Here is a 13173-nt window from a genome sequence, read left to right on the forward strand (position 1 = left end):
AATCTTAAACTTTGCAATCGCAAGCGACTGGTAGAAATTTAGTAAAAAACAGTGTAATCAGCACCTAATCAGTGTAATCAAATCTATATGGCAGGCAACTCATTCGGGCAACTATTCAGGATAACAACATTTGGCGAATCGCATGGCGAAGCTATCGGTGTAATTATAGACGGTTGCCCTGCAGGCTTACCTGTCGACCTTGATTACATTCAGGGCGAGTTGGATAAGCGTAAACCCGGACAGTCGAAGATAACAACACAGCGTAAAGAGGCCGACACCGTAAAAATACTTTCGGGCACGTTCGAAGGAAAAACAACGGGCACTCCCATCGCCATGGTGATACCTAATGAAGATCAGCGCTCAAAAGACTATGGTCATAACGTAGATGTGTTTCGCCCATCGCACGCCGATTATACCTATCAAACTAAATATGGCATCCGCGACCACCGCGGTGGCGGCCGCTCTTCGGCCCGTGAAACTGCCGCGCGCGTAGCTGCAGGTGCTTTGGCTAAATTGCTGCTAAAAACACAAGGCATTGAGATTATTGCCCATGTAAGCAGCGTTGGTAAGATTGAGGCACCCAATGTATCCATCAACAATGCAGACGAGTTTATTGCCGAACGCGAAAAAAACATCGTGCGTTGTGCCGACCCGGCTACAGCTACCGAGATGATTGATTTTATTGACAGCGTACGCAAAAACGGCGATACTGTTGGCGGTAAAGTTAGCTGCTACGTAAAAAACTGCCCCGTTGGCCTTGGCGAACCAGTTTTTGACAAGCTACACGCCGATTTGGGCAAGGCAATGCTCAGCATAAATGCTGTACATGGTTTTGAATTTGGCTCGGGCTTTAGCGGCAGTGGAATGCTCGGCTCGGAACATAATGATGTATTCATAAAAAATGCCGACGGTTCGGTAACTACACGTACCAATTACTCTGGCGGTATACAGGGCGGCATCAGCAATGGTATGCCTATCGAATTTAAGGTGGCATTTAAACCCGTAGCCACCATTATGCATAATCAACAGACGATAGACAGCCAGGGTAACGAAGCGGAAATTTCTGGCAAGGGCCGCCACGACCCTTGTGTTGTACCACGTGCAGTACCTATTGTTGAAGCAATGGCGGCCCTGGTATTGGCCGACCATTGGTTGCGCAACCGCAATGCTAAATTGTAGCATATTATCGTTCGCCTTAAAGGTCAAACACTTTTTAATTAGTAATTAAGCCACAAATTGGTTTACTTAGCCAAATGAAACGTGTTTTGATACTCGACCTTGATAATACTATCTATCCGGTTAAATCTGTTGCCAATGATATGTTCGATTTCCTTTTCGAACTGATTGATGAGGAGCTGGGTGCAACGGACCCTCAAAAAGCCGAGGAAGCCAAGCACGAACTTACACGACGTCCCTTCCAGCAAATTGCCGACGATTTTGGTTTTAGCGACGAATTAAAAAGTAAAGGTATTGAGGTGTTGCGCAGTTGCGAGTATAATAAACCCATGCAACCTTATGACGTTTACAGCCAGTTGCAAAAACTCGACATCGATAAATATTTAGTAACAACCGGCTTTACCAAGCTTCAATTAAGTAAAGTGAAGATGTTGGGCGTTGCTGAAGACTTTAAAAAGGTTTACGTGGTTGACCCCGAGGAGTCATCAAAAACAAAAGGTGATGTTTTCCAAAAAATAATGGTGGAGGGCGGATACAAAGCCGAAGAAGTATTGGTAATCGGCGACGACCCTAAATCTGAAATAAAGTTTGCTAAACAACTGGGAATAGACACCTATCTCTTCGATCCGGAGAATAAATATAGCGACAATGAGGCAACCTATCGTCAACCTGATTATCGTGAGGTCTCCGGCATCATTAATCAAAATTAATTAGTACGTTTTTCGTCTAATTGTTGTATCAACACCTTCACGGTAACTAGTAGTTGTCCCAAATGCCTCATGGTGTGTTCGGCGCTGTGCACATATAAGCCGAGTGCTGAGGATGGTAACTTACCGCGACCTACCGCACGATAATCCGTTATTTGTGATTCATCTTCTGCAGCCAATTGGGCTAAAGCGTTATCTACCTCAGCATTAAAAGCAGCTACCAAAGCGGCCGTGCTGTATATTTTTGTGGTCGGTTTTCCTTCTTCGGCAAGGTAAGCAAGCTGTTGGGTACTTAAAACTTCCTTTCGCGCATAGGTAAATAGCCTGTTAAGCACCCCTGTAAGGTGCTGCAAATGAAACGCAGGCGACGCCATTCCTGCAACTTGTTGCCATAATAAGCTATCCGGAAAATCTTGCATTAATACGTTCAGCTCTTCACGGGCCTGCAATAAGGCATGTGCAACCGGCTGTATAACAGGCGGTACATTATCAAGCGGGCCCCGAAGCCATACCTCGGGTAAAGTAGCCTTTTCCATATGCCAAAGTTAAAATAAATGTTTAAGCATCAATTGTGGTATAACGATTGTATACCGTAAGCAAAACAACACTAGCATATTAAGAAAATGATATTAGCCCTTACTAAAAAAACAAGCAAAATAGCACCAGCTATTATAGGCTTATGTTTATTGGCATTCGGCCTGCAAAGCTGTAAAAAGAAAAGCCGCTCGGACATGGGCCAACAGCTTTACAAAAAAACCAATAATAAAATATTTAAAGACGCTACGCCAGAAGGTTTGGAAGTAGTATTTAAAGAAGAACTGGCGAAGAAAAAAGGCAGTCTTACCAACCCAAAAGTTATTGCTGCTTATTACGAAAGCACCGATTATGATCCACACTTTGTGATGGATAACATTTTTAACGGCGACGTAGATTTAACCGCCAATTATTTCCAGAAAGCAAGCGAGCACGGTCTTGACCCAAGGATGTTTAAAGCTGAAGAGATTAAACAGCTTGTGGCTAAGTTTAAAGATAAAAAAGCTTTTAAAAACATTAATGAGGCTTATGCAGCAATTGCCGACCTGGAAATCATGATGGCTAATTCATTGATCAACTACTCAAACGCTCTTGAGTATGGTATGATAAGCCCTCGTAAAATATATGCCCGCTATTATACCGACACTAAACGCCCGGACAGCACTTCAATGACGAAGATATTTGCTATCCAAAACATGAAAGGCTTTCTCGATAGCATCCAGCCTAAAAGCCGGCAATACTTAGCCCTGCAAAAAGCTTTGATAGCCGGTGGTACGGCTCAAGGTATGAGCAAAGAGGAAACCATGCGTTACCTGGTGGTAAACATGGAGCGCCTTCGTTGGAAAAATAAACCGACTCAGGAAAAATATGTAATTGTAAACATTCCCGACTACCGCTTGGACGTAATGGAAAACGGCAAATCAAAAATGAATATGAAAGTTTGCGTTGGTGAAGGCCGTAACGTGGATAATACCGTCAGCCTGGTTGAATATGATGAGAGCGCCAAGATCGATCGTCCGTTTAGCCGTGAGACGCCGCAGTTAAATAGCATGATCCATAGTGTACAGGTTAATCCGGTATGGAATATTCCACAGAGTATTGCAAGTAAAGAAATCATGGTTGAGGCCGCCCAAGATCCATACTACCTGGAAAACAAAGGTATTGACGTATATAAAAACGGTAAAAAGGTTGATGACCCGGAAACAATAGATTGGAACAGCGCCGGAAAAGGTGAGTATGAATTTAAACAACGCCCTGGTGAAGATAACTCATTGGGCCAAATAAAGTTCCTGTTCAAAAACAATAGCAGCGTTTATCTTCACGATACACCTGCACAACTTGCCTTCAATAAAGACGTAAGAGCTGTGAGTCATGGGTGCGTACGTGTGCAAGATCCCAAAGGTTTGGCCCGCGAGCTCTTCGGCGACGGCGCTACCTACGACAAAATTGCAGACTTAATGTCGACTCCAAAAGATCACCCTACAGATATTGGCTTATCTAAAAAAGTGCCTGTATATCTAACATATGTTACCTGTTGGGTTGACGATGCAAACACCCTACAGTACCGCCCGGACGTTTACGGCCTTGATGTTGTACTATATCTGCATCTGCAAAAATTCCTGGCAAGTCATGATCAATTAGCAACACTATAATTGTAATAGCCGTCTAAATAAAAACGCCTGTTTACGGAATGTAAACAGGCGTTTATTGTATGTGCTGGACTTAATTACAATTTTGCGACATGCGCCACAATTGCGCTATCGGCTATAACAGGGCTGGTTACCGGAGTAACTAAATTAGCCGGCGCTGTTTCATCAAGCAGGTTAGATACATAATGTGTATCGTTACCGTTTATAAAAAATACCGAGCGACCTTTAATGGTATTAATAACTATATCGCGTACCTCATTTGACACGGCCGGGCAACCAAAACTCCTGCCAAGGCGGCCAAGCTGATTAATGGTGTTTTGGCACACATAGTCGGCAGCGTGTACAACAATACCGCGCGCACGTGCTGCATTGTTAACGCCGGGCTCTAAACCATCTAAACGTAATGAGCGGCCGTGTTTACCCATATAAACATCGTCTGTAAGGTAAAAACCCAAACTACTTTGGTGCGACTCGTTATTGTTAGAAAATTTATCGGCCATATCGTTACCACTACCCTGCCCGTGAGCTACCCATGTGTTGAGCAACATTTTGTTATTAACCATATCAATTATCCACATGCGTTTTTCACGGCTGGATTTATTGAAATCTACCACAGTTAACACGTTGCTGTTTTGCGGGAGCTTATTTGCAATTTTCAGGTTCAAATAACCTGTTACTGCTTTTTGGAACACAGCTGCGTCCATACCGGCCTGTTGCAAATTAGCAGTTTGATAAATGTTGTTTACGTATTGAGCGAAAAGCTCCTTAGCAGTAAGAATCTTAGCAGCATTAGCCGCTTTAGACTTTGTGGCTACAGGTTTCCAACTGATAACAGTGATCGAAACCACAAACAGCGCACCAATAATCCATAACAAGTATTTTCTCATAGTTTCCGGTTTAATCTAAATAGTTTAATTCAAAAAGGGAACGCACAAGATCTTAGGCTATCTTATATATCGTTTGTTAATACAAATATACGCTAAAAACAAAAAGTTATTGTCATAATAGTCTAAGATAACTATTAAAACAATAACTTTCTGTAAAGTTAATTAAAATTATGCTACTACCTTAGCATATATATCACCTATTTATTCCAAACGATTTTTTCTTCTAAAGGTATCTTACGTGCACCACCTTCCGGATAGCTGTCGGTATAACCTAAAAACAGCACGCCCAACACAGCATCCTCCTCACCAAGACCGAAATGTTCCGCGAAAGCCGGCTTTAAAACCATACCACCGGTGCTCCAAAATGCACCAATATTGAGTGCTGTTGCACCCAAAAGCAGGTTTTGAACAGCACATGATGCCGCTATAGTTTCCTCAAAAACAGGTATTTTTGGCAAGTCGCCACGTTTGCGATAAGCTATCACTATGTGCGATGCCGCATTTGCCTGGTTGCTTAGGTTGGTGTAAACAGTTGGATTAAAGCTTTCGCCCGGGTTAGCTGCTTTATAAAGCTCTGCATGCTGCGCTGTATACTGGGTAGGATCTTCAAATACTATAAAGCGCCAGGGCTCGGTGTTACCGTGATTAGGTGCCCAATCGGCCAGTTCTAAAATTGACGCAACATGGCCGTTAGGTATTTTGTTGCCGTTCATTTGTGAAGGCTTAACCGTACGGCGTTTTTTTATATTTTCGGCAATGGCCGTGAAAGTATTTTCCATAATTACAGTGTTTTTTGCGACGGCGAAATTAGGGAAATAAGCTTAATTGCATCGTGCAAATTTAACAAAGGCATTAAATTTATCTTTATCGATGTAAAGTAGATGGCTATGTAGACAAATAGATGGTCTACCGATATTCCTAATCCTTTTTAGCTATTCCAATAACATCCACATTAATTAGCTCCAACGATTTTACCATCTTCTCAACTGTGGCCTTGTATTTTTTAAAGTGAGGCGTTTGTATGTGCGATTGGTACGCCGCTTCATTAGCATAAATTTCAAGGATGGTAATATTAGCGGGGTTATCTTTATCTGCAACCGCATAATAGGTTAGTACACCCGGCTCCAGTTTTACGGCAATTGTCATTTGCTCCGTTAAAGCAGCATTGTAAGCCTCGAGTTGAACTGGGTCAACAGTAATTTTAGCAATACGTACCATCTGGCCTTTATCTTGTGCCGTAGCTTTCCCAACTGAAAATGACATCAATATAAGTGCGAGAGCTGAAAAGAGCTTTGCTTTCATCTGATTGGTTTTAGAACAGCTTAGGATATTTGCCGGGATTAGCTTCGTGCATAATATTATAAACCGCCTCTATCACATCATCAATAGATGGCTTGCTAAAATAATCGCCGTCTGATCCGTATGGTGGCCTGTGCTCGGCACCGCTTAACGTTTTTGGCTGCGCATCAAGGTAATAGTAACCATTTTGTGCTTCAATCACTTTTTGGAGGATATAAGCTGATCCGCCACCCGGCAGGTCTTCATCAACAACCAGCAGTTTATTGGTTTTTTGCAGGGACGTTCCGCATAAATTATCTGTATCAAACGGATACAACGTTTGCGGATCTATAACCTCTATATTGATGCCCATGTTTGCTAATTCATTCGCTGCATCGGTAACAATACGCAGGGTAGAACCGTAGCTTACCACCGTAACATCAGTACCTTCCCTAATGATTTCAGCTTTACCCAACGGTACAGTAAACTCACCTACGTTTGCAGGTAACTTTTCTTTTAACCGATATCCGTTAAGGCTCTCGATAACCAAGGCAGGCTCATCGCCACGCAGCAAAGTGTTGTACATACCTGCGGCCTGTGTCATGTTACGTGGTACGCAAATGTGCAGGCCACGCATAGAGTTAAGAATCATACCCAGCGGAGAACCCGAATGCCATATCCCTTCCAGCCTGTGGCCACGTGTGCGCACAATTACCGGGGCTTTTTGTCCGCCAAAGGTGCGGTAACTTAAACTGGCCAAATCGTCACTCAATACGGTAATGGCCCATATCAGGTAATCCAGATATTGAATTTCGGCAATGGGGCGTAAGCCACGCATGGCAAGGCCCATGCCCTGCCCTACAATTGTCGCTTCGCGAATACCTGTATCGGTAATGCGTAAGTCGCCGTATTTGGCTTGCAAACCGGCAAATCCCTGGTTAACATCGCCAATGGCACCTAAATCTTCCCCAAAGGCAACAATACTTTTATCGCGCTCGAAATTGGCATCGAAGCAAGCGTTTAACACTTCTCTGCCGTCAATCATTCGGGCATCGTCGGTGTAATCCGGTTTAATTATCGGTACCAACAATGGCGATTGCGGTGTGTTCGAGAACAAGCGGGTATTATAACGCTCAACATTTTTAGCTTTTTCGCTTTCCAGCCAGCTAACAAGCGCCTGCCTTGCAGCGTTATCTTCCTTAACCGTTATGCGTAATGTTTTACGCACCCTGCTAATGGCATCGTGCCTGCCCGGATCTACCGCAGATTGCAGTGCCGACACAAGCCCGGTAATTTCATCCTTATAAGCCGATTGATCGGCCACTTTAGTCAGTAAATGTACAGCTTCGCCAATCTCCGTTTTAATGTCGGCCTCAAGTTCGGCCCATGCCTCGCGCTGGCAGTTGCGCACATGCTTTTTCGAATCACTTTCAAGCTTTTCAATATCTTCGGCCGTTATAATTGCCGATTCAATCATCCATTTACGCATCTGCGCAAGGCAATCGTATTCCTCTTCCCAGGCCAAACGCTCTTTTGATTTGTAGCGCTCGTGCGAGCCAGATGTTGAGTGCCCCTGCGGTTGGGTCATCTCGATCACGTGGATCATTACCGGTACGTGCTGCTCACGGCAAATCCGTATAGCACGTTCATAAGTTTCGCAAAGGGCAACGTAATCCCATCCGCGAACCTTAAATATCTCGTATCCGTTGCGCCCGTTATCGCGCTGAAAACCTTTAAGTACTTCTGATATATCTTCCTTGGTAGTTTGCAGCCTGGCCGGTACAGATATGGCGTAGGCATCATCCCAAATAGATATAGCCATTGGCACCTGCAGCACCCCGGCAGCATTAAAAGTTTCAAAAAACACCCCCTCGGATGTTGCACCGTTACCAATGGTACCAAACGCAACCTCGTTTCCGTTTACCGAAAACTGCTTTAAATATGCTAACTCTTTATTTTGACGATATAATTTTGATGCGTAAGCCAATCCCAGCAAACGTGGCATGTGGCCGCCGGTAGTTGATATGTCCGATCCGCTGTTCATTCCCTCAACCTGGTTAACAAATGAACCATCCGGGTTTACAAAACGCGTTGCATAATGGCAATTCATTTGCCGGCCGGCCGATGCAGGTTCTTTATCAACATCGGGCGTAGCATATAATTGAGCAAAGAAATCTTTAAGATTACTCATACCAGTGGCAAACATAAAAGTTTGGTCACGGTAGTAGCCGGAACGCCAATCGCCGGCTTTAAAAGCCTTGGCCATAGCCAACTGGGCAACCTCTTTTCCGTCGCCGAAAATTCCAAACTTGGCTTTACCGGTTAGCACCTCGCGGCGGCCTATAATACTGGCCTGACGGCTCTCAAATCCAACACGATAATCACTGATCACAATTTCCCTGAAATCGTCAAAACTGAGTTCGGCAGGGATGTTTCCGTAGCCTTTATGTATTGCAGTTTCGGGCATATAATATTCCGTTTAAGCGGTAAAAGTAAAAAATTCTGTTTGGGTTTATACTATATACAGGTATAAAACAGTTAGTTTTTACATAAGTTTTGATTGTACATTAAACCTTTTATATTTGTAATAATCAAACAAGCAACCATGAAAAAATTGATACTCATATGTGCAGTTATATTAGGCTTCGCCTTTACTGCATCAGCTCAGGATAGCCAAAAAGCCGACTTCAAATTCAATGAAGAAAAGCACGATTTTGGTAAAATTCCGCAAGGCACACCGGTAACTACCATATTTGAATTTACCAACATTGGCCAGGAGCCGTTGATACTTACCGATGTAAGGCCAACTTGCGGCTGTACCATTGCCGACTACACCAAAACTCCTGTACAAAAAGGCGCGAAAGGCACTATCAAAATTACTTACAATGCTGCTGTAGCGCAACCGTTTAACAAGCCAATTGTTGTAACATCAAACGCTAAAACACCTACAAAGTATTTAAGCATAGTTGGCGAAGTAGTTGCTAAATCGGCACCTGCAAGCAGATAAGCGCAAAAAAATATTTATTTAAAGGGCCGCTGTATACAGTGGCCTTTTTTTGTGCCCTATGATTTTTAAACTCGTTTGTGGCAGCTATTGTACTTTAAAAGCTTTTGCTAATTTTGCACATGCCAAAAATTTCGCAAAAAGGGCAGCGCATGCCCGCCTCACCAATTCGTAAACTTACTCCTTTTGCAGACAAAGCCAAACTGGAAGGCAAAAAGGTATATCACTTAAATATAGGCCAGCCGGATATAGAGACGCCGGAAGGTATGCTTAATGCTATTAAGGATATTGATTTTAAGGTTTGGGCCTACACCCCATCTGAAGGCACATTAAGTTATAGAAAAAAGCTTACTGAATATTACAACAAACTTGGCTATGGCATTACGCCCGAAAATATAATTGTAACTACCGGCGGATCTGAAGCGATTACCATTGCAATGATGGCCTGCCTTGACGAAGGTGATGAGGTTATCATTCCCGAGCCTTTTTATGCCAATTACAATGGTTTTGCCAACCAAACAGATGTAGTTGTAAAACCTATCCTGTCATACATCGACAATGGTTTTGCACTGCCGCCGATAAGCGAGTTTGAAAAGCTAATTACGGACAAAACAAAGGCAATCATAATTTGCAACCCAAGCAACCCGACAGGATATTTATACTCAAAAGAAGAACTGGAGGCATTAAAAGAACTTGCGCTTAAGTACGACTTATACTTATTTAGTGATGAAGCCTACCGCGAGTTTTGCTATGATGGACGTACCTTCATCTCCCCTATGCACCTGGACGGACTGGACGAGAACGTGCTTGTGATGGATACCGTAAGCAAACGCTACAGCGCATGCGGTGCACGACTGGGATGCTTGATAACAAAAAACAAAGCTGTATTAGCTGCCGGTTTAAAATTTGCACAAGCCCGCCTGTCTGCCGGGATGGTGGAGCAGATTGCCGGAGAGGCAGCTGTAGATACGCCAGATGCTTACTTTGAAGCGGTAAATATTGAGTACACCAAACGCCGCGATACGTTGGTGAGCGCTTTAAATAAAATTGAGGGCGTTTACTGCCCAAATCCTGGCGGCGCATTTTACGTGGTTGCCCGCTTCCCGATTGACAATGCCGACAAATTTTGCCAATGGATGCTTGAAAGCTTTAGCTACGACAACCAAACCGTTATGATGGCACCTGCAACCGGCTTTTACAGCACGCCCGGCGCAGGAGTTAACGAGGTGCGAATGGCTTACGTTTTGAACAACGATGACCTAACTAAAGCTATGACCTGCCTTGCCGAAGGTTTAAAACAGTATCCTGGACGGGTGTTGTAGTCAGCAGTTTAGAGTTTACAGTTGGCAGAATAGCCATGTTTTGACATTTTACCAACTGTAAACGACTTACAGCAAACTAAAAAGCAGTATATTTGTAGTTCATTTAACTGCAAACTGCCCACCGGGCGTTGCGAACTCAAAAAATGGGGTCGACCGGAATTGACAGGATGGAGATAAATAGGTAAGCATGCAGCGCGTTGTATGATTAGCGCTTAAATCTGAACATTCAAACTTACAAATGGCGAAAATAACTACGCCTTAGCTGCCTAATTTAGAATTAGAATAGCTTTTGTCCCGCCGGTTTTCCGTTCTGTTGAATCGGCAATCGGGGCATCGAAAAACGGAACTGGCCAGCTTAAGGTGTGCTAAGCAGGCGAGATAAAGCACCTACGGAAGACGGTACAGGCAAGCAACTGGCCTTCCCCTTCCCGACAATTAAACAGAAGCTAAGCATGTAGAAAGCTTATCTTATACCATGTTTGGACGAGGGTTCGAATCCCTCCGGCTCCACTAAACAATTATTTAATCGCCTGTAAATTAATAACTTACAGGCGATTTTTTGTTTTTAGGTGTCATTGTTTCTGGAAATCAAAATAGCAGAAAGCCATCAGATAATATGTGCATGATGGCTTTGTTGTTGCAATTGTAACCTTTTGCAACGTCAGCGCTTAGCTAACATTACACATAGGGTAGTCGATGCGACCTCACAGGGTATCGAATTTAAACATCTTTGATAGTATCCGAGAAAAGTATAAACACTTCAGTAATATGTACAATTCAGGCCATCGTTTTTTTTGAAATTTTGTTTCAAAAAATAAGACATGGCAAATATGAATGAACCATCAAAAATTGTAATAGTAACCGGCGGTAGCCGCGGAATTGGTAAAAGCATTGCTATTAATGCAGGTAAACGGGGCCTTGGTGTTATATTAACTTATAATAGCCAGGCCGAAAGCGGAAACGCTGTTGCCGAAGAGATAAATAAATCAGGAGGCAAAGCTGTTGCCCTGCGGTTAGATACAGGAATCTCGGCCTCGTTCGACGACTTTGTAAAGCAAGTTACAGCAATATTGAACGAAAAGTGGAACCGCAATACCTTTGATTATTTGGTGAACAACGCGGGAATTGCACAACGGTCGCTAATTAAAGACACCACCGAAGAGATATTTGACCAATTAGTAAACGTTAATTTAAAAGGTGTTTTCTTTCTTTCACAAAAGTTACTTCCGCTAATTGTCGACGGCGGGCAAATCATCAATATATCATCCGGACTTGCCAGGTTCGCCTTCCCGGGCTCTGCAGTTTATGGCGCACTAAAGGCAGGCCTTGAGGGGTTAACAAGATATTTTGCCAAAGAATATGGGCAACGTAAAATCCGGGTTAACAGCGTGGCCCCGGGCGCTATCGACACAGAGTTTGGCGGCGGCAAGGGCGACGAGGAACATCGCCGGCAAATTGCCACGGCGGCGGCACTTGGCCGGCTTGGTGAAGCTGATGATGTTGGCTTGTTTGTAGCCTCAATGCTGTCTGACGATAGCAGATTTGTAAATGCCCAACGCATTGAAGTTGGTGGCGGTATTATGATATAAGAAGCCTTTCGAGCACCGGGTTAGTTGATACCGGTGCTCATTTTGCTTATCTTTAAACGTTCCGACGCTGCATTGCAATGAAACATCATCATATCAAATCTATATCTAACCTTCATGAATTTTTTCGATACGCTAAGCCCCTCCATCCGCTAATCAGCATCGTCGACATGGGAAAGGTTGACCGCTCGCGCCGCGAACGTGATGTGGCTTACCGCCTGGATCTATACGCTATAACCTTAAAAAAGGTAGACGGTACCTTTAAATATGGCCGGACCGATATCGATTTTACTGAAGGTACATTGCTTTTTACGGCACCTGACCAAGTGATAACTTCTGATCCGTCTAACAAGGTAGAAGGCTGGGGATTATTCATACATCCCGATTTTTTTAATGTAACAACCAAAGGTTACGAACTTACAACATATTCGTTCTTTGGTTACAACTTCAATGAAGGACTTCACGTTTCTGATGCAGAAAAAGTAATTATAGAAAACTTACTGCAAAACATTGAAAAAGAAATTGCAAGTAATCTGGATAATCATTCGCACCATTTAATCCTCACAAATCTGGAATTAATGTTATCCTATGCTGCGCGGTTTTATGACCGTCAGTTTATTACGCGGGCCAAACCAGCAAATGATTTGGTTATCGAATTTGAATTACTGCTTAATGAGTATTTTAAACAGGAATCGCTGATAAATAGTGGCTTGCCCCATGTTAAATATTTTGCTGAACGCTTGAATAAATCGCCTAACTATTTGTCAGATCTGTTGGTAAAATACACAGGCATGTCAACACAAATGCACATCCATGGCAAATTGATTGATAAGGCAAAGCATTTGTTGTGGGGAACCAATCAAGCAATAAATGAAATTGCCTTTAACCTTGGGTTTGAGCATCCTTCTCACTTTACCAAATTATTTAAAAATAAAACCGGGCAATCCCCCAAGGAGTATAGAATGTTGAATTAACCGGACTTACCAAATTAAATAAATTCTAATCCTTTGCTTATTACTAAGCATTTAAT

At 43.2% G+C, this 13173-nt stretch carries 12 protein-coding genes and 1 other RNA gene; 8 read left to right on the forward strand and 5 right to left on the reverse strand.

Going from position 1 to position 13173, the window contains the following annotated elements:
* Positions 1–87: 87 nt before the first annotated feature.
* Both aroC and FPZ43_RS16835 read left to right on the forward strand, forming a co-directional pair.
* Positions 88–1179, forward strand: a complete 1092-nt coding sequence (gene aroC, locus FPZ43_RS16830; RefSeq protein WP_146383107.1) for a chorismate synthase — start codon at positions 88–90, stop codon at positions 1177–1179.
* 74 nt (positions 1180–1253) lie between these two features.
* Positions 1254–1886 (forward strand): HAD family hydrolase, encoded by a 633-nt coding sequence (locus tag FPZ43_RS16835; RefSeq protein ID WP_146383108.1) that lies wholly within the window; start codon positions 1254–1256, stop codon positions 1884–1886.
* Here FPZ43_RS16835 and FPZ43_RS16840 read toward each other — a convergent pair.
* Entirely contained in the window at positions 1883–2419 is a 537-nt protein-coding gene (locus tag FPZ43_RS16840; RefSeq protein WP_146383109.1) for a DinB family protein, read from the reverse strand. The genes FPZ43_RS16835 and FPZ43_RS16840 overlap by 4 nt on opposite strands.
* Positions 2420–2506: 87 nt before the next feature.
* On the opposite strand from FPZ43_RS16840, the gene FPZ43_RS16845 reads away from it, so the two are divergent.
* The gene (locus tag FPZ43_RS16845) at positions 2507–4069 is read left to right on the forward strand and encodes a L,D-transpeptidase family protein (RefSeq protein WP_146383110.1); all 1563 of its coding nucleotides are present in this window, start codon (positions 2507–2509) and stop codon (positions 4067–4069) included.
* A gap of 74 nt (positions 4070–4143) precedes the next feature.
* Here the strand turns inward: FPZ43_RS16845 and FPZ43_RS16850 are convergent, their stop codons facing one another.
* From FPZ43_RS16850 to FPZ43_RS16865, 4 genes are all read right to left on the reverse strand, one after another.
* The gene (locus FPZ43_RS16850; protein ID WP_146383111.1) at positions 4144–4953 is read right to left on the reverse strand and encodes a murein L,D-transpeptidase catalytic domain family protein; all 810 of its coding nucleotides are present in this window, start codon (positions 4951–4953) and stop codon (positions 4144–4146) included.
* Positions 4954–5150: 197 nt separating this feature from the next.
* Positions 5151–5732, reverse strand: coding sequence for a nitroreductase family protein (locus FPZ43_RS16855; protein ID WP_146383112.1), 582 nt, complete (start codon positions 5730–5732; stop codon positions 5151–5153).
* 139 nt (positions 5733–5871) lie between these two features.
* Complete coding sequence (locus tag FPZ43_RS16860; protein WP_222430994.1) at positions 5872–6216, reverse strand: putative quinol monooxygenase; 345 nt, start codon at positions 6214–6216, stop codon at positions 5872–5874.
* Between the two features lie 49 nt (positions 6217–6265).
* On the reverse strand, positions 6266–8698 hold the full coding sequence (locus FPZ43_RS16865; protein ID WP_146383114.1) for an alpha-ketoacid dehydrogenase subunit alpha/beta: 2433 nt from the start codon (positions 8696–8698) through the stop codon (positions 6266–6268).
* A 138-nt stretch (positions 8699–8836) separates the two neighbouring features.
* On the opposite strand from FPZ43_RS16865, the gene FPZ43_RS16870 reads away from it, so the two are divergent.
* The 5 genes from FPZ43_RS16870 to FPZ43_RS16890 all read left to right on the forward strand — a co-directional run bounded on the left by FPZ43_RS16870 (position 8837) and on the right by FPZ43_RS16890 (position 13117).
* Positions 8837–9238 (forward strand): DUF1573 domain-containing protein, encoded by a 402-nt coding sequence (locus FPZ43_RS16870; protein WP_146383115.1) that lies wholly within the window; start codon positions 8837–8839, stop codon positions 9236–9238.
* Positions 9239–9357: 119 nt separating this feature from the next.
* Positions 9358–10557, forward strand: coding sequence for a pyridoxal phosphate-dependent aminotransferase (locus tag FPZ43_RS16875; RefSeq protein ID WP_146383116.1), 1200 nt, complete (start codon positions 9358–9360; stop codon positions 10555–10557).
* A 145-nt stretch (positions 10558–10702) separates the two neighbouring features.
* Positions 10703–11070: a transfer-messenger RNA gene (gene ssrA / locus FPZ43_RS16880) on the forward strand.
* Between the two features lie 308 nt (positions 11071–11378).
* Entirely contained in the window at positions 11379–12146 is a 768-nt protein-coding gene (locus tag FPZ43_RS16885) for an SDR family NAD(P)-dependent oxidoreductase (RefSeq protein WP_146383117.1), read from the forward strand.
* A 77-nt stretch (positions 12147–12223) separates the two neighbouring features.
* Entirely contained in the window at positions 12224–13117 is an 894-nt protein-coding gene (locus tag FPZ43_RS16890) for a helix-turn-helix domain-containing protein (protein WP_146383118.1), read from the forward strand.
* Positions 13118–13173 lie beyond the last annotated feature (56 nt).

Origin of the sequence: Mucilaginibacter pallidiroseus (assembly GCF_007846085.1) — a bacterium.
GTDB classification, from domain to species: domain Bacteria; phylum Bacteroidota; class Bacteroidia; order Sphingobacteriales; family Sphingobacteriaceae; genus Mucilaginibacter; species Mucilaginibacter pallidiroseus.